The 23,537-nt window shown below is 53.2% G+C and carries 19 protein-coding genes and 1 pseudogene; 9 read left to right on the top strand and 11 right to left on the bottom strand.

The window, feature by feature from the left end:
• Positions 1 to 64 precede the first annotated feature (64 nt).
• On the bottom strand, positions 65 to 322 hold the full coding sequence (locus PsB1_RS03420; RefSeq protein WP_284359073.1) for a DUF6356 family protein: 258 nt from the start codon (positions 320 to 322) through the stop codon (positions 65 to 67).
• A 104-nt stretch (positions 323 to 426) separates the two neighbouring features.
• On the opposite strand from PsB1_RS03420, the gene PsB1_RS03415 reads away from it, so the two are divergent.
• Together PsB1_RS03415 and coaBC are read left to right on the top strand one after the other, a co-directional pair.
• On the top strand, positions 427 to 903 hold the full coding sequence (locus PsB1_RS03415; RefSeq protein WP_284359072.1) for an Lrp/AsnC family transcriptional regulator: 477 nt from the start codon (positions 427 to 429) through the stop codon (positions 901 to 903).
• Positions 904 to 939: 36 nt separating this feature from the next.
• A complete protein-coding gene (coaBC, locus tag PsB1_RS03410; protein ID WP_284359069.1) occupies positions 940 to 2,151 on the top strand; it encodes a bifunctional phosphopantothenoylcysteine decarboxylase/phosphopantothenate--cysteine ligase CoaBC in 1,212 nt (403 codons plus the stop codon).
• On the opposite strand, the gene PsB1_RS03405 is transcribed toward coaBC, so the two are convergent.
• Positions 2,148 to 2,948 (bottom strand): undecaprenyl-diphosphate phosphatase, encoded by an 801-nt coding sequence (locus PsB1_RS03405; protein ID WP_284359067.1) that lies wholly within the window; start codon positions 2,946 to 2,948, stop codon positions 2,148 to 2,150. The two genes, coaBC and PsB1_RS03405, sit on opposite strands and share 4 nt — an antisense overlap.
• Positions 2,949 to 3,251: 303 nt before the next feature.
• Here PsB1_RS03405 and PsB1_RS03400 point away from each other — a divergent pair, with 303 nt between their 5' ends.
• Together PsB1_RS03400 and gltB are read left to right on the top strand one after the other, a co-directional pair.
• The gene (locus tag PsB1_RS03400; protein ID WP_284359065.1) at positions 3,252 to 4,739 is read left to right on the top strand and encodes an NAD(P)-dependent oxidoreductase; all 1,488 of its coding nucleotides are present in this window, start codon (positions 3,252 to 3,254) and stop codon (positions 4,737 to 4,739) included.
• Between the two features lie 27 nt (positions 4,740 to 4,766).
• Positions 4,767 to 9,320 (top strand): glutamate synthase large subunit, encoded by a 4,554-nt coding sequence (gene gltB, locus PsB1_RS03395; RefSeq protein ID WP_284359063.1) that lies wholly within the window; start codon positions 4,767 to 4,769, stop codon positions 9,318 to 9,320.
• Positions 9,321 to 9,326: 6 nt separating this feature from the next.
• Here the strand turns inward: gltB and PsB1_RS03390 are convergent, their stop codons facing one another.
• Complete coding sequence (locus tag PsB1_RS03390) at positions 9,327 to 10,340, bottom strand: UDP-glucose--hexose-1-phosphate uridylyltransferase (protein ID WP_284359062.1); 1,014 nt, start codon at positions 10,338 to 10,340, stop codon at positions 9,327 to 9,329.
• Positions 10,337 to 11,455 carry a galactokinase gene (gene galK, locus PsB1_RS03385; RefSeq protein WP_284359060.1) on the bottom strand — a complete coding sequence of 373 codons (1,119 nt, stop codon included), beginning with the start codon at positions 11,453 to 11,455 and terminating at the stop codon, positions 10,337 to 10,339. The genes PsB1_RS03390 and galK overlap by 4 nt, the downstream gene beginning before the upstream one ends.
• A 109-nt stretch (positions 11,456 to 11,564) precedes the next feature.
• On the opposite strand from galK, the pseudogene PsB1_RS03380 reads away from it, so the two are divergent.
• Together PsB1_RS03380 and PsB1_RS03375 are read left to right on the top strand one after the other, a co-directional pair.
• Positions 11,565 to 12,644, top strand: a pseudogene (locus PsB1_RS03380) (beta-galactosidase).
• A gap of 21 nt (positions 12,645 to 12,665) precedes the next feature.
• Complete coding sequence (locus tag PsB1_RS03375; protein WP_284359059.1) at positions 12,666 to 13,445, top strand: beta-galactosidase trimerization domain-containing protein; 780 nt, start codon at positions 12,666 to 12,668, stop codon at positions 13,443 to 13,445.
• On the opposite strand, the gene PsB1_RS03370 is transcribed toward PsB1_RS03375, so the two are convergent.
• Both PsB1_RS03370 and PsB1_RS03365 read right to left on the bottom strand, forming a co-directional pair.
• Positions 13,438 to 14,718, bottom strand: a complete 1,281-nt coding sequence (locus PsB1_RS03370; protein WP_284359057.1) for a bifunctional folylpolyglutamate synthase/dihydrofolate synthase — start codon at positions 14,716 to 14,718, stop codon at positions 13,438 to 13,440. The genes PsB1_RS03375 and PsB1_RS03370 overlap by 8 nt on opposite strands.
• A 10-nt stretch (positions 14,719 to 14,728) precedes the next feature.
• A complete protein-coding gene (locus PsB1_RS03365) occupies positions 14,729 to 15,382 on the bottom strand; it encodes a Fe2+-dependent dioxygenase (RefSeq protein WP_284359056.1) in 654 nt (217 codons plus the stop codon).
• Between the two features lie 85 nt (positions 15,383 to 15,467).
• Here PsB1_RS03365 and PsB1_RS03360 point away from each other — a divergent pair, with 85 nt between their 5' ends.
• Positions 15,468 to 16,322, top strand: a complete 855-nt coding sequence (locus tag PsB1_RS03360) for a hypothetical protein (protein ID WP_284359055.1) — start codon at positions 15,468 to 15,470, stop codon at positions 16,320 to 16,322.
• Between the two features lie 6 nt (positions 16,323 to 16,328).
• Here the strand turns inward: PsB1_RS03360 and PsB1_RS03355 are convergent, their stop codons facing one another.
• Entirely contained in the window at positions 16,329 to 17,594 is a 1,266-nt protein-coding gene (locus tag PsB1_RS03355; RefSeq protein WP_284359054.1) for an MFS transporter, read from the bottom strand.
• A 247-nt stretch (positions 17,595 to 17,841) separates the two neighbouring features.
• On the opposite strand from PsB1_RS03355, the gene motA reads away from it, so the two are divergent.
• On the top strand, positions 17,842 to 18,711 hold the full coding sequence (motA, locus tag PsB1_RS03350; RefSeq protein WP_284359053.1) for a flagellar motor stator protein MotA: 870 nt from the start codon (positions 17,842 to 17,844) through the stop codon (positions 18,709 to 18,711).
• 251 nt (positions 18,712 to 18,962) lie between these two features.
• Positions 18,963 to 19,430 (top strand): MaoC family dehydratase, encoded by a 468-nt coding sequence (locus PsB1_RS03345; protein ID WP_284359052.1) that lies wholly within the window; start codon positions 18,963 to 18,965, stop codon positions 19,428 to 19,430.
• Between the two features lie 29 nt (positions 19,431 to 19,459).
• Here PsB1_RS03345 and PsB1_RS03340 read toward each other — a convergent pair whose 3' ends face one another.
• The 4 genes from PsB1_RS03340 to PsB1_RS03325 all read right to left on the bottom strand — a co-directional run bounded on the left by PsB1_RS03340 (position 19,460) and on the right by PsB1_RS03325 (position 23,527).
• A complete protein-coding gene (locus PsB1_RS03340) occupies positions 19,460 to 20,866 on the bottom strand; it encodes an NAD(P)(+) transhydrogenase (Re/Si-specific) subunit beta (protein WP_284359049.1) in 1,407 nt (468 codons plus the stop codon).
• A gap of 1 nt (position 20,867) precedes the next feature.
• On the bottom strand, positions 20,868 to 21,209 hold the full coding sequence (locus PsB1_RS03335; protein ID WP_284359048.1) for an NAD(P) transhydrogenase subunit alpha part 2: 342 nt from the start codon (positions 21,207 to 21,209) through the stop codon (positions 20,868 to 20,870).
• 9 nt (positions 21,210 to 21,218) lie between these two features.
• Positions 21,219 to 22,355: a Re/Si-specific NAD(P)(+) transhydrogenase subunit alpha gene (locus tag PsB1_RS03330; protein ID WP_284359047.1), complete on the bottom strand. Its 1,137-nt coding sequence runs from the start codon at positions 22,353 to 22,355 to the stop codon at positions 21,219 to 21,221.
• Between the two features lie 95 nt (positions 22,356 to 22,450).
• Positions 22,451 to 23,527 (bottom strand): Rieske 2Fe-2S domain-containing protein, encoded by a 1,077-nt coding sequence (locus tag PsB1_RS03325; RefSeq protein WP_284359046.1) that lies wholly within the window; start codon positions 23,525 to 23,527, stop codon positions 22,451 to 22,453.
• Between the last annotated feature and the right edge of the window lie 10 nt (positions 23,528 to 23,537).

The following is a 23,537-nucleotide window of genomic DNA, read 5'->3' as shown; positions in this document are numbered from 1 at the left end:
TTGCAAGCAATGCTTATCCTAAAGTCGGATCTAACATGAGCAATTGGTTTATGGCTTTGATGTGTTAGGCGATTTTACCATTTGCAGTACTAGCTTTAGGTGCATGATGGTGACGTCGATCACGATGGGTCACCATTTCCTCATGAAGGCAGCTAATGGTCGCACTGCCCGTCGATTTAAAAAGGCCAGGAATTAAGCCATGAATCATGCAAGCCAAAGCTGCACCCAAAAGCTTGAAGCCAAAACCGAAGGCAACACAAAAATGTTCACTATATGTTTCACCTACAGTGCTTGGATGATCGACAAATAGTTTTTTAAACATCTGACCTTCCCCTAAATAGCATGAGGTGATATTATCTTAGAATCAGCGAGAATTTTTCACTTTTTTATTGTGTTTACCGTAAAATTGCTTATTAAATTTCGATTATGGAGCCAAACAATCAAAAATTAGACGAAGCTGATGTTAAGCTTTTGTCAATCCTTCAACAAGATGCCGCGATTTCGCTCGAAGAATTGTCCAAGCGCACAGCCATGTCGGCCAATACGGCTTGGCGGCGGATCAAGCGCATGGAAGAGGTCGGGATCATTACCAAACGGGTCGCCTTGATCAATCCGGAAGCTCTGGGCATTGGCGTGACTGTGTTTGTCGCGATAAAGACCTCTGATCATTCCGACGCTTGGCTGGAAGATTTTGCCAAGGCGGTCAGAGCGATTCCTGAAGTGGTGGAGTTTTACCGCATGAGCGGGGAGACTGATTATTTGTTAAAGCTTTTAGTGGCATCCATCGGTGATTATGACCGTGTCTATAAAAAGTTGATCCGTTCGGCCAAGCTCAATGATGTAAGTTCTAGTTTTGCGATGGAGACGATTAAATTCACCACCGCCGTACCTTTGCGAATATAGCTTTTGGTCCATGGCATTATCGGCTAAAGGGCAGACATGAGCCAAAAGCGCGTCCTGTTAATCGTTGGTGGGGGCATTTCCGCCTATAAAGCCCCGCTGTTGGTACGGGCACTTGAAAAACGCGGCATCGGCTGTCGTATCATTTTGACCAAGGCTGGCAGTGCTTTTGTAACCCCGCTGAGTTTGGCCAGCGTCAGCCATAACGAAGTGCATGAAGAGTTGTTCGACCTCACCCAAGAAGCCAAAATGGGCCATATTGAATTGTCGCGTAGTGCCGATTTGGTGTTAGTGGCACCAGCTACCGCCGATTTGATGGCAAAAGCCGCCCATGGGCTGGCTAATGATTTAGCTTCTACAACTTTATTGGCAACCAATAAGCCTGTGATGATGGCACCGGCCATGAATGTGGCAATGTGGTACCACCCAGCTGTTAGGCGCACCATGGAAACCCTGCGCGGCGATGGCATCCATTTTGTAGGCCCTGAAGAAGGCGAGATGGCTTGTGGCGAATATGGCCCCGGCCGGATGGCAGAACCTGAAGATATTGCCTGTGTGGTAGAAGGTTTTTTGAACGGGAAAGCAGTGTACGGGTCTCTAGCGGGTCGCAGCGCGATTGTAACCGCTGGGCCAACTTTAGAGGCGCTTGATCCTGTACGCTTCATTTCAAACCGGTCTTCAGGCAAACAAGGCTATGCGATTGCAGCGGCTTTAGCGCGGGCCGGAGCGCGCGTTACTTTGGTATCTGGACCTACTGCGCTCCATGATGTGCCAGGCGTAACGATGGTGCGGGTGGAAAGCGCACGCGATATGTTAGCCGCGTGCCAAAGCGCCTTACCAGCCGACATTTTTGTTGCGGTGGCCGCCGTTGCCGATTGGCGCCCCAAAACTATGGTCGACGTCAAACTAAAGCAAAAAAGCAGCCAGGGTTCACCGAATATCGCTTTGGTGGAAAACCCTGATATCGTGGCAACGATTGCACAATCTGGAACCAATCGGCCAAGCCTAGTCATCGGCTTTGCGGCTGAAACCCATGACGTGCTTACCTATGCCGCTTTGAAGCGTAACAATAAGAAATGTGACTGGATGGTCGCCAATGATGTGTCAGGCGACGCTATGGGCGGGGATACAAATGCAGTGACGCTGCTAACGCCCAACGGCCATCAAACATGGTCGCAGGCCCCAAAAGAGCAAATAGCCAAACGGTTGGTAGATACCATTGCCCAGCATTTTTCAGCTGCTGCGAACTAGCCTGGCCAAAAGATCCCAAGCATAACCAAGCCTAGGGCAATGCGGTAATACGCGAAGGGTGCAAAGCCTACCCGACCGACAATGCCAATGAATAGCTTAATGACAAAAATCGCTGTGATCAACGCGACCACAAAGCCAATGGCAATCAACAAGAGGTCCTGCCCGCCTTGCGCTAACAGCTGCTGCCGGTTGTGCCAGCCTTCAAAGGCAAAGACGCCCAGCATAGTTGGGATTGAAAGGAAGAAGCTAAATTCTGCGGCGGCTTTGCGTTCCACCCCCATCAACATCGCGCCAATAATGGTGGCACCTGAACGGGACATACCAGGGACGAGCGCCAAGCACTGACAAAGGCCGATTTTCAAACCAAGCGAAATGGAAATATCGTCGACCACTAGTACATGGGGTTTTGGGCGCAGCTTTTCGGTAAGTAAGATAAGAAATCCACCAACCACAAGCGTAATAGAAACCACCAATGGGCTAAACAACACACTTTTAATGAAGTCATGTAGAAGCGCACCCAAACCCATCGACGGGAAGAAAGCCAAAACCACTGCCAGCGTAAAGCGCCTAGAAGCCGGATTCTGGGGCAGGGAAATGATGACGCTCCACAACTTGTCAAAATAGAGCACGACCACGGCCAAAACCGCGCCCAGTTGGATCATCGTCTCAAAAGTTGAAGGAAAGGCCGCCCCGATTAATTGTTCAGCCAGAATTAAATGCCCGGTGGACGAAATGGGAAGAAACTCGGTGAGACCTTCGATAATGCCCAACAGGATTGCAATGAAATAGTCGCTCATAAAACCCGATCTTGTGTCAGCTTGGTCAGCGTTCTGGCATGGGTTGGCATACAAAACCAGCAGCAGCTACATGCATATTAAGGTAATATAAATTACCTAATCTTTGGTTTTATATACGAAAATGGGGGTCAATTTCGCTAAGGAAGGGGCAGATATAAGTAGTTTTAGGTCAAATAATTTACCTAAATTGTGAATTTTGCTTGGCTTTCATCAGTTTTAACGTTAGGAACGTGAGTTACGACAAATGGGGTAAGTCGCGCGGGCTAAGCCCAGCCGATGGGTGATGAGGGATCGAGTGTAAGAATGGCTGAGCGGCTATTAAAATTCGTCAGCATTGACGCGCAAATGCCCAATAAGCGCGAAGTCGCCAAGCGGACCGGCGATTTCCATGAAATCTATGCCGAATTCATTACCCAAAAAGCCAATGAGCAGGCTTCGCGCTGCTCCCAATGCGGTGTGCCATTTTGTCAAACCGGCTGCCCCCTGCAAAACAACATTCCTGATTGGCTGAAAATGACAGCCGAGGGCCGCTTGGAGGAAGCCTATGCCCTGTCATCGGCGACCAATTCTATGCCCGAAATCTGTGGCCGCATCTGCCCGCAAGACCGCTTGTGTGAAGGGGCTTGCGTGATCGAGCAATCAGGCCATGGCGCTGTGACCATTGGCGCGGTGGAGCGTTACATCACCGAGACTGCTTGGGATCAGGGCTGGATCACGCCCATCACCCCCCCGCGTGAGCTAGCTGAACATGTTGGCATAGTAGGGGCGGGTCCTGCTGGGTTAGCCGCAGCCGAAGCGCTTCGGAACAAGGGCTATCAGGTCACGATCTATGACCGGTATGACCGCGCTGGCGGGCTTTTGATCTATGGCATCCCAAGTTTCAAGCTGGAAAAAGTCGTGGTTAGCCGCCGGATTGAGCATTTGAAAGCTTCTGGGGTTACCTTTGTTCAAAATTATGAAGTGGGCCGCAATGGCACTTTAGCTGATTTACGCGCCGCACATGACTGCGTGTTGATAGCTATTGGCGTTTATAAGGCGCGGCCTTTGCCTTGCCCTGGCTCTGACGGGGAAGGCGTTGTTGAAGCCCTCGACTATTTGACCGCCTCCAACAAGACCGGTCTTGGCGATTACATTCCGGCATTTGAAAGTGGCGCTTTGAACGCTCAAGGCAAGCGCGTTGTTGTCATTGGTGGTGGCGATACGGCGATGGATTGTGTGCGCACCGCCATCCGTCAGGGTGCCGCAAAAGTCACCTGTCTTTACCGGCGTGACCGCGCCAATATGCCCGGAAGTGCGCGTGAGGTTTCCAATGCCCAAGATGAGGGCGTGGTGTTTGAGTGGCTGGCGGCTCCTAAAGCCGTGCATGCAACTTCCAAAGGCGTGACAGGGGTCTTAGCCACCCGCATGCGCTTGGGTGAGGCCGATAGCACAGGGCGCCAAGCCTCTGAAGAATTGGTGGGTGGTGAGTTTGACGTTCCAGCTGATCTTGTAATTAAGGCCTTGGGCTATGATCCAGAACCTGTGCAGACCTTGTTTGATGAGCCAGCCTTAAAGGTCAGCCGCTGGGGCACCATACGCGCAGACGCCATCACGGGGGAAACGTCTGTTCAAAACGTCTTTGCAGCCGGGGATATCGTACGCGGCGCATCCTTGGTTGTGTGGGCCATAAAAGACGGTCGCGAGGCCGCAGAACATATGCACCAAGCAATGCGCAAACAGGCACGCCAGCTAGGGGAAGCCGCCCAATATGCTGCCCAACGAGACGTTACATTAAAACCTGCATCATTCTAGGCCTCAAGCCTCAAAGGTAGATTGATCATGACCATCATCCATACGCCCAGCGGTTCCGACGAAATCGACCATTATCTCTTCAATCGCGAGATTTTGACCAAGGGGCATGCCTATAATCCTGCCGATGAGAAGGATTCATGCGGGGTTGGTTTGGTGTGCGCTTTGGACGGTAGGCCCCGCCGCGATATTGTGTCTATGGCGCTTAAAGCCCTGAAAAATGTATGGCACCGTGGTGCCGTCGATGCGGATGGTAAAACCGGCGATGGCGCGGGGGTGCGCGTGGATGTGCCGCAAGATTTCTTCCGTGAACAAGTTGCCCGTACTGGTCACACCCCAACTGACGATCCGATCTGTGTGGGCATGATCTTTTTGCCACGAACAGATTTTGGCGCGCAAGAGACGGCGCGGACCATTGTTGAGCGCGAAATTCTAAACTTTGGCTTTTATATCTATGGCTGGCGTCAGGTGCCGGTTGATATCTCTGTCATCGGGGAAAAAGCCAATGCCACCCGCCCGGAGATTGAACAGATTTTGTTCTATGATCCCCGTGGGAGAAGTGCTGAAGAGCTGGAACGGACATTGTTCATTTGCCGTCGCCGCATTGAGAAGCGCGCACTCGCGGCCAGCATGACAGGGTTTTACGTCTGCTCATTCTCTTCTAAGTCGCTGATCTATAAAGGCATGTTTTTGGCCGCCAGCATAGATACGTTTTTCCCCGACTTGCAAAATGAGAAATTCGTCTCCGCGGTCGCAATTTATCATCAGCGCTATTCAACCAACACCTTCCCACAATGGCACTTAGCTCAACCCTTTCGTATGCTGGCCCATAATGGTGAGATCAACACCATCAAGGGCAATATCAATTGGATGAAAAGCCATGAGATCCCAATGGCTTCAGAGGCTTTTGGCGATTATCAAGAAGATGTGAAGCCCATTGTGCAGGCGGGGGGGTCAGACTCTGCCGCCCTCGATAATGTGTGCGAAGTGCTGGTCCGTGCCGGCCGTTCCGCACCGATGGCGAAAGCGCTCTTGGTACCTGAAGCCTGGGCCAAGCAAGAAAACATCATGAAGCCGAGCCATATGGCCCTTTATGCCTATTGCAATGCGGTGATGGAGCCTTGGGACGGGCCCGCGGCTTTGGCGATTTATGACGGGCGTTGGGCCGTGGCAGGGATGGACCGCAACGGGCTTCGCCCCATGCGCTATTCCATCACCCAAGATGGGATTTTGGCGGTGGGTTCTGAAACCGGAATGTGCCCACTTGATGGGCGCGTTATCACCAAAAAAGGGCGGGTCGGGCGCGGCGAAATGCTGGCTGTCGATATGGAAAAGGGAAAGCTTTATACCCATGAAGCCATCATCGATAAATTGGCCTCAGCACACCCTTATGTAAAATGGAATTCCAATGTCGTGAATTTGGAAGCGCGCATTGGTCCGGGCCCTGAACCTAAATTGTATTCTCGCCAAGAATTGCTGCGCCGCCAAGTGGGCGCGGGCCTCACCTTGGAAGAATTAGAAGTCGTCTTAGCGCCCATGGCGGAAGAAGCGAAAGAAGCGCTGGGCTCTATGGGCGATGATTCGCCCCTCGCCGTGCTGTCCTCACGCTATCGACCTTTATCGCACTTTTTTAAGCAAAATTTCAGCCAAGTCACCAATCCCCCGATTGATCCATTGCGTGAAGAGCGGGTGATGAGCCTGAAAACCCGGTTCAAAAACCTTGGCAATATTTTGGCCCAAGATGCGACCCAACAAGATGTATTTGTCCTAGAAAGTCCAATGTTGACCACCGGCATGTATGATCGAATGGTAGCGATGCTGGGCAGTGGTGTGGCATTCATTGATTGTAGCTATGAGATGCCAGAAGATCCTGATCTCGCTGGTGCCGCCTTGCGCGAAGCATTGGAGCGCATCAAAGCCCAAGCCGAAGATGCCGTTCGGGCGGGTCAAAGCCAATTGATTCTCACCGATGAGCATCAAAATTCACAGCGTATCCCCGCCCCCATGATCCTAGCCACGGGGGGCGTTCATGCTCATTTGGTAACCAAGGGCTTGCGCTCTTATTGCTCCATCACGGTTCGTGCCGCCGAATGCGTGGACACCCATTATTTTGCAGTGCTGATTGGGGTTGGTGCCACCTGCGTCAACGCTTATTTGGCGCAAGACACGATTGCTGATCGTCATGCGCGCGGACTTTTGGGGGCTTTATCGCTCAATCAAGCGGTTTTGAATTATAAATTGGCCGTTGAAGCGGGACTTCTTAAGATCCTCTCCAAAATGGGAATCTCGGTGATATCTTCTTACCGGGGCGGCTATAATTTTGAGGCCTTGGGACTGTCGCGTGCATTGGTGGCAGACTTCTTTCCCGGCATGAGTTCACGGATTTCTGGCATCGGCCTACAAGGTATTGCGCTTAAGGCGCGCGCCGTGCACGCTAAGGCTTGGGAAGAGGCAGTCGTTAGTTTGCCCATTGGTGGGCTTTATAAGGCCCGCGCCTCGGGTGAGCCCCATGCACTAGAAGCCGCCCAAATCCATCAGCTACAAACAGCTTGCAGCACGGGTTCTTATAAGGATTATCAAAAATATGTGGGGCTCTTAGGCGGGCGTGCGCCAATCCAACTCCGTGACCTTCTTGATTTTCAATCGAGCGCCAATCCAGTTTCCTTGGATCAAGTTGAAAGCCTGAATGAAATTCGCAAGCGATTTAATACACCGGGCATGTCGCTGGGGGCTTTGAGCCCTGAGGCGCACGGCACCCTAAATGTCGCGATGAACCGTATCGGGGCCAAGTCGGTATCGGGGGAAGGTGGCGAAGACCGTGACCGCTATAAGCCCCTGCCCAATGGCGACAATCCAAATAGTGCTGTCAAGCAAGTCGCGTCCGGGCGCTTTGGCGTTACGGCTGAATATCTAAACCAGTGCCGTGAGATTGAAATCAAGGTTGCGCAAGGCGCTAAGCCCGGCGAAGGGGGCCAGCTTCCAGGATTTAAAGTCACCGACATGATCGCGCGCCTGCGCCATGCAACACCGGGTGTGACCCTAATCAGCCCGCCGCCCCATCACGATATTTATTCGATCGAGGATCTGGCCCAGCTGATTTATGATCTCAAGCAAATCAATCCTGAAGCCAAAGTCTGCGTGAAGCTTGTCGCCCAATCAGGCATTGGTGCTGTGGCGGCTGGGGTGGCTAAGGCCAAGGCGGACATTATCTTAATCGCAGGCAATGTCGGCGGCACGGGGGCTTCCCCCCAAACCTCCATCAAATATGCGGGCATTCCGTGGGAACTTGGCTTGGCCGAAGCACATCAGGTTTTGACCTTGAACAATCTGCGCGATCACGTGGTGTTGCGCACCGATGGCGGGCTTAGAACTGGGCGTGACATCGTCATGGCCGCTATGCTTGGGGCCGAAGAATTTGGCATAGGGACTGCCTCATTAGTGGCGATGGGGTGCATTATGGTGCGTCAATGCCATTCCAACACCTGCCCTGTTGGGGTGTGCGTTCAAGACCCTGCACTGCGTGAGCGTTTTACCGGCACGCCTGAGAAAGTCGTTAATCTGATGAGCTTCATTGCAGAAGATGTGCGCGAGATTCTAGCGGGTCTGGGCTTTAAGACCCTCAATGATGTGGTTGGTCGCACCGACCTTTTACGCCAAGTCAGCCGTGGGGCCGCTAATCTTGATGACCTTGACCTCAACCCGCTTTTGGTTCGGGTAGAAGGCGCTAAACCCACCCGCTTTGGCGCCGATAAGCCACGCGTTGAAGTGCCCGATAGTTTGGACGCTCAAATCCTGCGCGACGCCGCCCCCTTCTTTGAGCGGGGCGAGAAGATGCAATTGGCATATGGGGTTCGCAATGTGCAGCGTGCGATTGGTACACGGTCTTCAAGTGCGATTGTGCGGAAGTTTGGCATGGCAAGCTTGCCCGAAGGCCGCCTGACCGTGCGCTTGGAAGGCTCATGCGGGCAATCCTTGGGTGCGTTTGGTGTACAGGGCCTGACCTTGGATGTGGAAGGCGACGCCAATGATTATGTTGGCAAAGGGCTATCTGGAGCAACCATCATCATCCGCCCACCAGCGGGATCGGGTCTAAAGCCAGAAGATAATGCAATCATTGGCAATACCTGCCTCTATGGCGCGACGTCTGGGAAACTCTTGGCTTCCGGCCAAGCGGGTGAACGCTTTGCAGTACGCAATTCTGGCGCCCTATCGGTTGTGGAAGGGATGGAAGCTAATGGCTGTGAATATATGACCGGCGGGACTGTTGTTTCGCTTGGCCCTGTCGGGGATAATTTTGCCGCAGGCATGACAGGCGGGATGGCCTTTGTGTGGGACCCCGAAGACCGCCTACCCCAGCTGATCAATCCCGATAGCGTGATCTGGCAGCGCATTGGCACACCCTATTGGCTGGTTCAGTTTAGGGCTTTGGTGGAGGATCATGCTACCGCCACAGGCTCACCGCGGGCACTGCGCATTTTGGATGATTTTGACCAAGAGATCGCCCATGTTTGGCAAATTGTGCCCAAGGAAATGCTAACACGCCTAAGCCAACCCCTTGAAGAGGAAGTCGCGTTAACGGCGTAGGCGGCTTTAAACCAACACAGCGCGGAGGCGTTGTGCTGCGGCTTCTGGCGTGAGGTCGCGCTGGGCCATGGCCAGCATCTCAAACCCCACCATGAACTTGCGCACACTGGCTGAGCGTAAAAGCGGTGGGTAAAAATGCAAATGAAACACAAAGCCCGGTGCGGCGCTCTGCGTTGGGCGCTGGTGCAGCCCCATCGTATAGGGGAAGGGGGCGTCAAACACCCGGTCATAGGTGGCGGTCAGATGGTGCAGTACGTCCGCAAGGCCCTGCTGCTCTCGGCCCGTAAGTTCATCAAGGCCTGTAACAGCGCGCCTAGGCAGGACCAAGGTCTCAAATGGCCACGCCGCCCAGAAGGGGACTAAAGCTACAAAATGTTCATTGGCATAAATGATGCGCGCACCCACTTCGAGTTCACGCTCAAGATAATCGGTTAAGAGCGCTCGGCCGTGCGCCGCAAAATAGGCCGACTGACGTTCAACTTCTGTGGCCAATTCATGGGGGACGCTGGACGTGGCCCAAATTTGACCGTGGGGATGGGGGTTACTGGCCCCCATTATCGCGCCGCGATTCTCAAAAATCGTGACCGCACCAATATCAGGCCGCGTTGATAAATCTTGCCATTGCTGCGTCCAAACTTGGACAACATCGGCGATCTCGTCCTGGCTCATGCTTGCCATGGTTTTGGCATGATCGGGCGTATAACAAATCACCCGACAAAGGCCGGTTTCTGGCGCTTCAACCAGCAAAGGATCATCTGATGGGGCAAAAGCCTCTTGTTCAGACAATAAAGCGGGGAAATCATTATCGAAAACCCACACGCCCTTATAGTTTGGATTTTTAACGCCCCCGACGCGGGTGTTGCCCGCGCACAAATAGCAAGCTGGATCGTGGGAGAGGCCGTCTGCCTTGACCAGGGCACTGGCTTCACCTTGCCATGGACGGCCCATGCGGTGGGGAGAAACCAAGACCCAAGCCCCGGTAAGTAAGTTTTGCCGCCGATGGGGTAAAATTAGGGTCACTTCACCTCTCCCGCACCTGCTGCCGCACGAACGACAATGGCATCGGGCCTGCGCCCCAAAAAGCCCGCATAAGTCGTCACAATCGTCTCCATTGCCATTTGCGCCAAAGCGGGATCGGCCAAGGCAATGATGGAGCCGCCAAAGCCACCCCCCATCATCCGCGCACCATAAATCCCGTGGGTGGCTTGGGCGAGGGCGGTCAAGCGATCCACTTCAGGTGTGGAAACTTCCATATCCAAAGCAAGGCTTTTGTGACTTTGGTTGAGTAAGCGGCCAAGTCCAACCAAATCCTGCGCTTCGAGAGCCTGTTGCGCCGCAGTGGTGCGCGCAATCTCAGAAACCACGTGGCGGGCGCGCTTGCGCGGATTACCGCTGAGGCCTGTCAAGGCCGCCTCATCATGGACTTCACTTAAAAGGCTAACGCCCAACAGCTGTGCTGCGGTTTCACAATCGGCCCGTCGCGACGCGTAGCCCCCTGTGGTGTGGCGATGCTTTACGCCTGAATCAATCACCAAAAAGCAAACGGTCTGAGGCAAAGACACCTGTTTGGCCTCAAGGCTGGTACAATCAAGCATCAAGGCGTGGCCTGCCACCGCGCAAGCACTGGCATATTGATCCATAATCCCGCACGCCATGCCGACATAGTGGTTTTCAGCGGCCTGCGCGATCAGCGCCAATAGAGGCCCCACGACTTGCCCACCTGTTAGGGCTAAACCCACTGCGACCTCTAAAGCGGCAGAAGACGACACCCCCGCCCCCATCGGCACATCAGAAGCAATCGCCAGATTGTGCCCTGTCACCACATGGCCAGCGTCGCGCAAGGCAAAGGCCATTCCAGCCACATAGTCGCGCCAGTCTCCTTGGCGCTCAAACTGGTTCAGATCGATGCGTGCCGTACCCAGATCTGTGGTTACATGTAAGGCATTTTCCTGATTAGGGGCTGCTGCGACATAGCAAGCGTAATCAATGGCAGCGGGCATGACCTTGCCGCCCGCATAATCTACATGCTCCCCAATGATATTGATCCGCCCTGGTGCTCGAAAAAGCCTTGGCGTGCCACCAAAAGCATCTTTAAAGCGTGTAAGCGCAAGCTGGAATGGCTGTGATGGATTCATGGTCATATCGGTTTAGTTTATTTAGACGCGCTGCCAAGATGGGTCACAGTTATGCGATGAGGTGTTTGCTATTATCCCGAGCACTGGTCCCCCGATCTATGGGCGCACGATGCCGCCTATATGGCCGTATGGCATATCCCAAGTGCGCATCGGCGAATTTGCTTGGAGCCGGATTGAACCAAGCCCCGGCCAATTGGATTGGGTATGGCTCGACCGCGGCATTGATAACCTACATCAAGCGGGGCTTAGGATTGTGCTGGGCACGCCAACTGCAACCCCACCCAAATGGCTGATCGATGCCAAGCCCGATATCTTAGCACTCGATGCCCATGGCCGTCCAAGAAACTTTGGCTCAAGCCGCCATTATTGTTTTTCCAGCACCAGCTACCGCTTGGAGTGCGCGCGCATCATTAAGGCATTGGCGCGCCGATACGGCACGCACCCCGCCATTAAAGCTTGGCAGACCGATAATGAATATGGCTGTCAAGATACTATACATTCCTATTCTGCCGCCGCGCGGCAGGGGTTTGGCATCTGGCTCGCCCATAAATATGGCACGATTTCTGCCCTTAATGAGGCTTGGGGCAATGTGTTTTGGAGCATGGAATATCGCGACTTTAGCGAGATCGATCCACCAATCGAGACCGTAACCGAAGCCAATCCCAGCCATCGCCTCGATTGGGCGCGTTTTGCCAGCGACGAAGTCGTCGCCTTTAATCGTATCTAGACGCAAATCCTTGCCGCCCATAGCCCGGGCCGCGACATCCTGCACAATTATATGGGGATGTTTACCAGCTTTGATCAATTCAAAGTGGGCGATGACTTGGACTTGGCAGCTTGGGATTCTTATCCTTTAGGATTTTTGGAACAAGCTTGGTGGCCCACCGAAATCAAAGAGCGGTATATGCGGCAAGGCCATCCTGACTTCACCGCTTTCCACCATGATTTGTAGCGCGGTGTTGGGCGTGGGCGTTGGCAAGTGATTGAGCAACAGCCAAGCCCGGTAAATTGGGCGTCGTGGAATCCAGCCCCGCTTTCTGGCATGGTGCACGCTTGGACCTGGGAAGTCTTTGCCCATGGGGCAGAATCCGGTTTTTACTTTCGCTGGCGCCAAGCCCCCTTTGCCCAAGAACATATGCATGCGGGCCTGTTGCGCCCGGATCATCAAGAAGGCCCCGCCGCACGCTAAGCGCGCCAAGTATATGGCGAATTGGCACACATTGGAGAGGCTGCGACAGAGCGAGCAAACGTGGCCCTGTTGTTTGATTATGAAGCTATTTGGGCCACACAAATTCAGCCCCAAGGCCGAGACTATCGACCCTTAGAGCTTGTGCTGGCGTTGTACACTGCCGCACGCAGACTTGGTCTCACAGTAAATGTGATCCATCCAAGCGCAAAACTTGATAGTTATATGCTTATATTGTGCCCCTTGAGCCTCTTTTGGTCGCAGGAACTCAGTATACGGATTAAAGCAAGCGGCGCTTCTTGTGTGTTAGGTCCACGGACGGGTTCTAAGACTGACGACTTTCAAATTCCGCTCAATTTAGCACCAGGAAACGCGCAAGACTTGATCCCATTGGTAGTCAGTCAAGTAGAGAGTTTTCGACCTGGCCATGTTGAAAAGGCCGGGCCTTATCAAGTGACCCGCTGGCTGGAGCATTGTGAGACCGCTTTAGTACCCCTTGCCCAAACCGTAGCAGGCCACGGGATTTGGTATCAATATGGTCTGATCCATTATCTGGCCTGCTGGCCGGATGACCTATTGCTTGAGACTGTGCTGAGCTGCTGTTGTGATACCCAGTCCATTCCAGTCGTTGCGCTTCCTTCTGGGCTTCGGTTACGCCAACGCGGTAACCTCATGCTGGCGATCAATTATGAGATGTGCACACTCGACCTTGGCCACATCCTTGAGGGTGCCAGTAGCTTTGATTATGTGATTGGCGGGCCAGACATGCCCGCAGCCGGGGTGGCCGTTTGGCGGCTTAAGTGAGGGGCGGGCCGGCCGATAAGATATCACCAGCCAGATAGAGCGAGCCGCAGATCAATATTCGACTTGGACCAGGCGTGGATGCGAGGGCTGCTTTCAAGCCCGCCATGGGATCGGTCGCCGCGCGCGCATCAAAGCCACTATCGCGGGCTAGTTGCGCCAAATCCTCTGGGTCCAAGCCTGCATCGGATGTGCGGATTGGAACTGTAATGACCAAAGGAGCCAAGTCCTTAAACGCGGCAAAAAATCCTGCCGGATCCTTGGTCGATAATTGGCCCGTGATTAAGATAAGGGGCCTTTTATCTTTGGCTTGCAAAGAAGAGATAAAACGCGCAACGGCCATTGCGCCATGGGGATTGTGACCGCCATCCAACCAAAGCTCTGCGCCACTGGCTTGCGCAAGGGCGCCATAGGGGCCTTCTTTTAAGGGTTGCAGTCGGGCGGGCCAAACGGCACTTTGCACCCCTTGGCTCAACGCAGGCTCATCGAGCCCAAATAAGGACATCGCCACAACAGCCGCGCCAGCGTTTTCGATCTGGTGTGAGCCTGCTAAACTGGGCAGAGGCATATCAAACAGTCGATCATTGGTTTGCACGATCAAGCGATTATTTTGGGCAAAGCAATCCCAGTCGCGTCCAAAGACCAAAAGGGGGCAATCAAGCGCCTTGGCGCGCCCTTCGATCGCAGCCAAGGCTTCATCACTTTGCCTAGCGACGACACAAGGCACATGCGGCTTTAAAATCCCGGCCTTTTCCCCCGCAATCTTGGCTAAGGTATCGCCCAGCATGTCCTTATGATCAAAATCGACGGGAGTAATCACCGTGACCTTCGGCTTGGTGACAATATTGGTTGCGTCCAAACGCCCGCCCAAGCCCACCTCTAAAAGCGTGATATCAGCGGCGGTTTCACTAAAGGCCAGCAAAGCGGCCACTGTCTCCGCCTCAAACACAGTCAAGGGGATTTGGTTAGATAAAGCCTGAATGCGCTGCGCGAAGGAAAGGAGGTCAGTTTCGCTTATCAGCGCGCCCGCGACGCGCCAGCGTTCGTGAATCGTCACCAAATGGGGCGAGGTATAGGCATGTACTTTGAGACTGCCCGCTTCCGCAATAGACCGCATGAAAGCTACGACAGAGCCTTTGCCATTGGTGCCCGCAACATGAATGATGGGCGGGACAAAATCCTGTGGGCGACCCAAAGCCTCCAAAGCGGCGGCAACGCGTGCTAGCCCCATTTCAATTTTGCGAGGGAAACTATAAAAGAGCTCGGTCGCATTCATGAGTTTATAACTAGCTTAGCAAGCGAATAAGATTGGCTTCTGCCTTTTGCAAGGTGAGACGCACAATGGGGTCAACGCTCAGGTTGGTGCTGAGACTGGCGCGGACTTGGGCGATGTCAAACAAAGCTTCGCGGGCTTCCGCGTGTAAAACCCGGCTTTGAACCCAGCCAACCACGGCTACACGTTCCCCGCGGGTAACTGGCTCCACTTCATGCAGACTGGTTGATGGGTAAAGCACTAAATCCCCTGCATCCAATTTAATCGATTGGCGCCCTGCTGGCTGTTCCAATGCCAAAGCCCCACCGTCATAGCTATTGGCATCACTCAAAAACAAAGTGAAGGAAAGGTCAGCGCGAACCCCGGACATAAAAGCATTATCAACATGGAGGCCGTAGGACATGCCGGTTTGGTAGCGTGAAATCAACATGGGGCCATAGTGCATAATCTGTGCGGCAGCTTGAAACAAAGTATGGGCATCAAGGGCGCGACGCACAAAATCGAGAAGAGATTGGGCTTCAGGACCACTTGCTTGCTGATTGTCTTTAACCGCTTTTGCTGCAGCCCCTGCCGTAGATTTACCGCTAGTAAACACCAGACCCGCCACTTCTTTGGCCACCCGTGTTAGGTTTTCACCCGCTAGGATTTGTTTGATTGTAATTAACATCAGCATCCTACCTGCAAACGACTTGCATTTTCATCTGGCTTCCGTCACTCTAACGGCGTAATTTTTATTCTCAAGGAAGCTCAACATGATCGTGTTCAAACCCCGCTTGTGGATGGCTTTAGGCGTCAGTGCAATAGCCCTTGCCGGGGTGACTGGCTGTCAACCTGATGGCGAAGCGGCTACAAAACCGGCGGATGGTTCGACATCTTCTGCCTCCAGTACCGCGGGTGAAGGCGAAGGCGAGGGCGCGAAGATTGTCGCTACCGCACCCAATCCAAGTGCGGGTGGCGAAAGCGGTGAGGCTGGTGCCTCCAACGCCTATTCAGGTGTCGATCCAGCGTCCTGGCTTGGCCTAAGGTTGACCCATCTAAGCGGCTTTTTATTGGTGGCTGAGAAATCCTTTCAGGCGGACCAAGTCGACGAGGCCTCCATCCTGATCGAGCAGGGTCTGTTAGAAGTCTATGACACCCATGCGGCAGAGATTTCGGGACAAGCAAAAGATCTCCAGCCCAGCTATAAGGCGGTGATTTCTGCCATTGATGGGAAAAAGCCAAAAGGCGAGGTTGAACGGGCGTTTGCGCAAGCCTTTAAGACGACCCGTGAGGCCCAATCCAAAGCTGGTGCCAATCAGGCTGAAGTGGTCAAAGGCATGTTGAACATCGCTGCGGGCCTCTATAGCGGTGTCGTGCACCCAAATGGCAATGATCCCACCGAATATCAGCATGCTTACGGCGCAGCATTGGCCGCTTTGGACGCAAGCCAACAGCTTTCAAAGGTCCAAGGCAAAAATAACGAGGGTAAGCTTGCTCAGCTCAACCAGGATGTTGGTGCCCTAATCGCGCTCTTCCCGAGCGTGACATTGCCTAAAAATCCTGCGTCAACGGCATCGGTTGCAGCAGCGGCATCCCGCGCGGAGCTTTCCTTGTCCGGAATTAACTAGATCATCTCAAACGCCAGGCTGATCGGGCGGACTTTCAGCCATTGGGGGCCCCTTAAGCGTATTACTGAGCATGCCATATCCGGCGAGGATAAAGAGAATCAGTGCGCTGAAGTAAAACGGGGCCTGATGGCTTACCCATGCATAAAGGCCTGCCCCAAACAGGGGTGCGGTAACAAAGCCTGCGCCATTTGCGGCAACTACGAGGCCTGCAACACTACCTTGATCCTTTTGAGAGACCGATAATGAGGCCCCACCTGTAAAACCAGGCCGCGCCAGACCAAAACCGAGCCCGACTAGGGCTTGGGCAACACATAACACGCCAAAACTGCCCCCTAAAGCCGTCAATACAGCGCCGAGCCCAGTTATGAAACTACCCCAGACAACCAACCAACGTGGCGAAAGGTTGAGGCGGGGGATCAAGACCAGTTGCGCGACGATCTGGGACAATGCCCCTAGAGCCAAGGATACAGCGGTCAGAGTTGCTCCCTCACGCGGAGACACCGCCAATCGATCCATAAAATAAAAAGATATTTGTTGAAACATGACAGCCGTTACCGCCGACAAAACGACCCCAAAAAGGAGCCAAGGTTGTACGGAGGCATTAAAAGCCAAACGCCATACCGATGACGGAGCTGCCGATTGTCGCGCTGTGGGCGGGATCGCAACCTTTGGCAGATATACACGCGCACTGATCGCACCAAGCACTGCCAAGGTACTTGTTGCAAACAAAGGGGCTAAAAGACCTAGACTGGCAACCATGCCGGCGGCAAGTGCCGGTCCTGCTGCTGATCCAAAGGCAAATGCAGAAGTGACGGCAGCAATTTCACGGGTTCGGATTTCAGGGGCCGTGGTATCGGCGACATAAGCTTGAGCGGCAGGGTTTGTGGCAGATCCAAAAGCACCAAAAATGGAGCGTGCTGCGGCCAATCCAACAAATAATGCGAACCAGTGAAAATGATCCACCAAACCGATGGTCGCAATTAAGGTAAACGAAACAGTCGAAAGAGCATAAGAACTTAACCCCATCACGATAAGGGGTTTGCGCCCTTTGGTGTCGCTGATCTTACCCCAGACCGGACTGGTTAAAACCCACAAAACCGCAGAAAGCGTGAAAATCGTCGAAACAGACCAATCCGGCATGCCAGCCTCGCGGGCAATTGGGGGCAAGACCGCGAACAACATGGAATTGCCGATGCCTACAATTGTCAAACAAGCAAAAAGCAAGCGAAAAGTTTTGTTTGGAGCAGGTGATGTCGCAAAATTAATGGTCATCAAGCTTTGTACCTAAAGCGATTTTAGCCACTTGGAAACCAGGCAACCATGTATACTTTTCGATTTTGATCAGGAAGAGATAAGAAGGTCAACATGGCTAATAGATGGCATTTGAGCCGTCATATAAAGGCTTTGGCAACCTTTTTTGCACCCCCTGTTAAGGCTTTTTGATATAGAAGACCAATGCATAAACTGCTGGTTGTGTATTCTGACCGTCCCTTATTAACGCCTTAATGGATATCACCTTATGTTGCTCGTCGTCGGTCTATTGATCGTTTTTGGCATGGTTTTTGGTGGCTTTGCGCTCGCAGGTGGCCACTTTGACGTGTTGATCGCTGCGGCTCCGCTCGAATTCATGATGATCATGGGTGCTGCAATCGGTGCCTTCGTTATCGGTAACTCGATCGATACGATCAAGGCCACAGGGGCAGGCATAGGCAAGATCGCAGGTGGTCCGAAATGGAAAGCGCAAGATTATCAAGACCTTTTGGTCTTGTTGTTTGCATTGACCAAAACCATGAAAGCAAAAGGTGTTGTTGCGTTAGAAGCGCACATTGAAAACCCAAACGACAGCGCCATTTTCAAGCGCTATCCTAAAATCCTGAAAGATCACCATGCCACAGACTTCATCTGCGATACTTTGCGCATGATGACTATGAACCTCGAAGATCCCCATCAAGTAGAAGCTGCGATGGAAAAGCAACTTGAGAAGCATCATCATGAAGCCCACGGTGCTTCGCACGCTTTGCAAACTATGGCAGATGGCATGCCAGCTCTTGGGATTGTTGCTGCGGTGTTGGGTATTGTTAAAACCATGGGTGCGATCACAGAACCTCCCGCCGTACTTGGAGCGATGATCGGTAAGGCGCTTGTGGGTACGTTTTTGGGTGTGTTCTTGGCGTATGGTATTGTGGGACCGATGGCGGTTAGGCTCACCCAAGTATTGGACGAGGAACATCAGTTTTACAAAATCATCATGGATGTTTTGGTTGCCCATTTACACGGCAACGCCGCTCAGGTGTCGGTTGAAATTGGCCGTGGCAGCGTGCCTAGTCCCCTCGCACCATCTTTTAACAAGTTGGAAGAAGCCTTGAATAATATGCCATCGGAAACCTAAGCATTAGCTTGCCTTTCGATGGGTAGACGTTTTCATGTTACACGTGGACATAAACTGGGTTTACATTCCACAATGGTTTAAAGCTTCCGAGACTTTAAACGCGAAATGGCGCTAAATGGCGTGATATTGTCTAAGCAAAGGACAGACTCTCTTTGCTAATTGGTAAATAAAGGCTGCAAAGAGTTAGCAAACTAACCACGATGTTACTTTAGCCTTAGTCAGATTAGGGCTGCTAGTATAAAGGATCCGGCGTGAGCATTTTGCCAAGACAACCTGGCTGGTGGTTTGAGGACATCATCGTTGGCCGCAGCTATGATTTCGGGGCAGCCTTTGTAAGTGCTGAAGATATCGACCTTTTTCATCAACGTTTTGCCCCCAATCTGCCCTTAATCTCTAGAGAAAAAGGACGTGAAGGGGCAGGGCCACGCGCTGCCGAAAGCCATGTCTATGCTCTATGGCGGCGCATGCTGTGGGAAGAAACGCGCGAGTGGCCTGTGCTTCAACGTCTTGGTCAAGACGCCTTGCGTTATTATAAAGCCGTGTATGCTGGTGAAGTTTTAAGCGTCCATCTGACTTTTTTAGCGACAGAAGACCGCAGTGACCATGACGGCGTACTCACCGCCAACCATGAAGTGCAGGATCAAGATGGGCTCTTGGTCATGAGTGTGATGACCCGTACCCTGATGTCGAAACGTCCCCGACAATCCCGGGAGGCATAAGCTGCCATCAGATGTGGTCGCATGTCATGTCAAAGTGACTTAACGATCGCCTCGGTCATCTTCTTTGCGTCCGCGAACAGCATCATCGTATTATCGCGGAAGAAAAGCTCGTTCTCAACGCCAGCATAACCAGAACCCATACCCCGTTTGATAAAGAGTACGGTCTTAGCCCGCTCCACATCCAAAATCGGCATGCCAAAGATCGGGCTTTGCGGGTCGGTCTTGGCCGATGGATTGGTGACGTCATTGGCCCCAATCACATAGACGACGTCGGCCTGGCCAAATTCTGAATTAATGTCTTCCAGCTCAAAAACCTCATCATAAGGCACTTGGGCTTCAGCCAAAAGCACGTTCATATGGCCGGGCATTCGCCCTGCGACTGGGTGGATCGCGTATTTGACGTCCACACCTTCGGCCTTGAGCTTATCGGCCATTTCTTTAAGCGCATGCTGGGCTTGGGCAACCGCCATGCCATAGCCTGGTACGATGATCACCCGCTCTGCATTTTTCATGATGAACGCGGCATCCTCAGCACTGCCTATTTTAACCGGCCTGGTCTCAATCTTGCCACCGCCAGAGGTGGCCCCATCTGCTGCGCCAAAGCCACCCAAAATGACTGAAAAAAAACTGCGGTTCATGCCCTTACACATGATGTAAGATAAAATCGCACCCGAAGAACCCACCAAAGCGCCCGTAATGATTAGTGCATTATTCTCAAGCGTGAAGCCCAAGGCTGCCGCTGCCCATCCCGAATAAGAATTAAGCATGGAGACAACAACGGGCATATCCGCGCCGCCGATGGGAATGATCAACGTTATGCCCAGCACAAAGGAAAGCACAACCAAGGCCCAAAACGCCCAAAATGCGGTGCCTTGGGTCGAAATCAACACCCCGATCAGCGCCACAATGCCGACCAGGATAGCAATGTTCAAAAAATGGCGGGCGGGCAGGATAATCGGCGCACCACTCATATTGCCATTGAGCTTAGCAAAAGCGATCAGCGAGCCTGTGAAGGTGATAGAACCAATCGCAATGCCAAGGCCCATTTCGATCAAGGACGCGGTCTTAATCCCGCCACTTGGCGCACTGATATGAAAGGCGTCGGGGCTGTACATAGCGGCACCCGCAATCAAAACCGCCGCTAAACCCACCAACGAGTGGAAGGCTGCAACCAATTGTGGCATGCTGGTCATGGCAATGCGGCGGGCCAAAACCGCGCCAAAGCCGCCGCCGATTGCAGTGGCGGCCAGTATCAGGCCCAATGTGGTCACATCTAGCTTAACCGCCAAGAGCGTGGTGATGACCGAAATCGCCATCCCAATCATGCCGTAATGATTGCCTTGACGACTGGTTTCAGGGCTTGAGAGACCACGAAGAGCCAAAATGAATAAGACGCCAGAAATGAGATAGAGGAGTGCTGCTATGGATGGAGACATATTAGTGCGCCTCATTTTGAGGAGATGGGCGATCCTTCTTTTTGTACATGGCCAGCATGCGCTGGGTCACCAAAAAGCCGCCAAAAATATTAACGGCAGCCAAAGCAACCGCCACAGCACCCATGCCACGCGATACCCACGTCGCAGGATCCGCACCTCCACCCGGTATTGTCGCAGCTGCTGCGACTAAAGCACCAACCACGACGACCGAGGAAATGGCATTGGTGACCGCCATCAGCGGCGTATGCAGCGCAGGGGTCACGCTCCACACCACATAATAGCCCACAAAGATCGCCAGCACGAAAATGGCTAGGCGGAAAACGGTTGGGTCAACGGCTTCCATACTCAATCCTCAGCTGCTTATCAGGGATGGATGCACCACCGCGCCATCGCGGGTGAGCAGCATGCCTTTAATGATGTCATCGTCAAAATGGGGCGCAAAGCCTTTGCTGGCCTCATCGGTCAAGAGCGGCAACAGGTTCAACAAATTCTTGGCATAAAGCGCACTGGAATCAGCGGCCAACCGACCCGGTAGATTGGCAAAGCCTGCAATAGTCACCCCATTATCGGTCACCACGATTTCGTCAGCCTTTGAAAGCGGGCAATTTCCGCCCTGCTCAACCGCCAAATCAATCACCACACTGCCAGGCTTCATCTTGGCCACCATTTGCGGCGTCACCAAGACGGGAGCCGGACGGCCTGGGATCAAAGCGGTAGTGATCACAACATCCTGTTTGGCGATATGCTCACCCACCAAAATGGCTTGCTTGGCCTGATACTCAGCACTCATGGGCTTGGCATAGCCCGCAGCGGTTTCAGCGGCTTTAAACTCATCATCCTCAACCGCGATAAACTTAGCACCTAACGAAGCGACTTGCTCCTTAGAAGCGGGGCGCACATCGGTCGCGGTCACAATCGCGCCAAGGCGGCGTGCGGTCGCAATGGCTTGTAAGCCCGCAACCCCTGCCCCCATCACAAAGCATTTGGCTGCAGCAACCGTTCCCGCCGCCGTCATCATCATCGGAAAACCACGCCCATAAAGGGCAGCCCCTTCAATGACCGCCCGATAGCCTGCCAAATTAGCTTGCGAAGACAGAGCATCCATCGCTTGGGCGCGGGTGATACGTGGCGTAAATTCCATCGAAAGCGCAATGATGCCGGCCTTGGCCGCTTCTTCAATCAGCGCTTTGTCGCCATGTGGGTTCCAGAATGCGACAACACCTGCACCCTTTGGCACCAGTTTAAGCTCCTCTGCGCTAGGTCTGCGAACCTTTAAGACCAATTCAGCGCCTTTTAGGGCCGCCTTTGCGTCCTTGGTAATTTCGGCACCTGCACTGACGAATAAAGAATCTGGCGTGGCGGCGTGATCGCCCGCACCCGCTTCAATCACCAACGCATGGCCCGCGGCGACAAGCTTTTTCACCGTTTCTGGCGAGGCCGCCACACGGGTTTCTTTGTCACGCGTTTCCTTCAATATCGCTATTCGCATCCAGCGTGCTCTCCCCTGAACCCCTGCCTAGCTTTTCAACCACGATGGCGGACTGAGGGCCCAGAAGCAAGCCCAATCCTTGAATTGAGGTGTCATCAACTTCGCCATTTTAGCGTGCAAGGCTCGATTGGGTTTTCAAACGCCCGACCGACTGCACGGCTTTGGTCCCATTCGCGCTTGAGCTTCATATACCATTTGGCCTGCACATCGATATCATCAATCCAAAGCATGGCCTTGGTAAAGGGCAGGCCTTGGTTTTGCAAATCAACCATCCTGCCATCCTGATCCAGGAATTCACGCGCTGCAGGGATCAGGATGGGGCGGATCAAATCCAAGAGCATGGAGCCCGTCCAATAGCTGATTTGGGTGATCAAGGTCGATTGACCATCAATCGGGGTAAGGCATGTCAAGGTGAAGAATTGAATGGTCGCATTTTCCACCACTTCCCAGCGATATCCAGGCAGCATAAACACAATCTGAGTGGTCACACCTTCGCCAAACAAAATCCTATAGGCCAAGGAGTTGGACGAGGGTGCATGGCGGGCAATGGCCCAGCCATACGGGCTTGGTTCAAACTGTTTTTCCTTGACTTTCAAGCCAACCGAGGGCGGGCGCCACCACCATTGATTATGCACGAAAGGCACATGCGCCGGGTCCATAAGTCCGACCACCGCATTGTCCATATGGGCAGAAAAAACGCGGCTGACCACGAATTTAGGTCGGTCGGCCTTGATACCAAATTCGGGCGGGGGCAGGTCTGGTGTGCCTGAAAAACGTGGGTCCTGGGCTACATAAATGAACACAAGCCCATTGGCTTCATGATGGGGATAGTGGCGGACCTTCACTTTGCTCGCGTCATAGGGCTGGCCCTCGACCAAAGATGGCATCAACTTACACATCCCATCACCACCAAAGCGCCAGCCGTGATAGGGGCATTCAATGGTGGCCACTCCATTGGTTTCAATTTGGCGACCAGCCGATAAAGGCACCGCGCGGTGCGGGCACACATCTCGCATCGCCAAAACTTCACCCGTCATTGTGCGGCCAAGCAACACTGGCTCACCCAAAATCATGCGGCGAAACTGTTTACCCGCTTTCAACTCGTGCGAAGTGGCGGCAAAATACCAGCAATCCAGAAGCAGGCCGTCTTTGGTTTCAGCAGGATCAGACATAGCAGGCCTT

This window comes from Candidatus Phycosocius spiralis (genome assembly GCF_030158815.1).
GTDB classification, from domain to species: Bacteria; Pseudomonadota; Alphaproteobacteria; order Caulobacterales; family Aquidulcibacteraceae; genus Aquidulcibacter; species Aquidulcibacter spiralis.
This window is presented reverse-complemented; position numbering and strand designations above follow the sequence as displayed.

Coding starts and splice junctions, on each gene's coding strand:
- PsB1_RS03335 (WP_284359048.1), bottom strand. CDS start 21,209: ATGGAAGCCGTTGACCCAACCGTTTTCCGCCTAGCCATTTTCGTGCTG.
- PsB1_RS03370 (WP_284359057.1), bottom strand. CDS start 14,718: ATGAATGCGACCGAGCTCTTTTATAGTTTCCCTCGCAAAATTGAAATG.
- PsB1_RS03360 (WP_284359055.1), top strand. CDS start 15,468: ATGATCGTGTTCAAACCCCGCTTGTGGATGGCTTTAGGCGTCAGTGCA.
- PsB1_RS03400 (WP_284359065.1), top strand. CDS start 3,252: ATGGCTGAGCGGCTATTAAAATTCGTCAGCATTGACGCGCAAATGCCC.
- galK (WP_284359060.1), bottom strand. CDS start 11,455: ATGAATCCATCACAGCCATTCCAGCTTGCGCTTACACGCTTTAAAGAT.
- PsB1_RS03355 (WP_284359054.1), bottom strand. CDS start 17,594: ATGACCATTAATTTTGCGACATCACCTGCTCCAAACAAAACTTTTCGC.
- PsB1_RS03420 (WP_284359073.1), bottom strand. CDS start 322: ATGTTTAAAAAACTATTTGTCGATCATCCAAGCACTGTAGGTGAAACA.
- PsB1_RS03340 (WP_284359049.1), bottom strand. CDS start 20,866: ATGTCTCCATCCATAGCAGCACTCCTCTATCTCATTTCTGGCGTCTTA.
- PsB1_RS03325 (WP_284359046.1), bottom strand. CDS start 23,527: ATGTCTGATCCTGCTGAAACCAAAGACGGCCTGCTTCTGGATTGCTGG.
- PsB1_RS03330 (WP_284359047.1), bottom strand. CDS start 22,355: ATGCGAATAGCGATATTGAAGGAAACGCGTGACAAAGAAACCCGTGTG.
- coaBC (WP_284359069.1), top strand. CDS start 940: ATGAGCCAAAAGCGCGTCCTGTTAATCGTTGGTGGGGGCATTTCCGCC.
- motA (WP_284359053.1), top strand. CDS start 17,842: ATGTTGCTCGTCGTCGGTCTATTGATCGTTTTTGGCATGGTTTTTGGT.
- PsB1_RS03415 (WP_284359072.1), top strand. CDS start 427: ATGGAGCCAAACAATCAAAAATTAGACGAAGCTGATGTTAAGCTTTTG.
- PsB1_RS03365 (WP_284359056.1), bottom strand. CDS start 15,382: ATGTTAATTACAATCAAACAAATCCTAGCGGGTGAAAACCTAACACGG.
- PsB1_RS03405 (WP_284359067.1), bottom strand. CDS start 2,948: ATGAGCGACTATTTCATTGCAATCCTGTTGGGCATTATCGAAGGTCTC.
- gltB (WP_284359063.1), top strand. CDS start 4,767: ATGACCATCATCCATACGCCCAGCGGTTCCGACGAAATCGACCATTAT.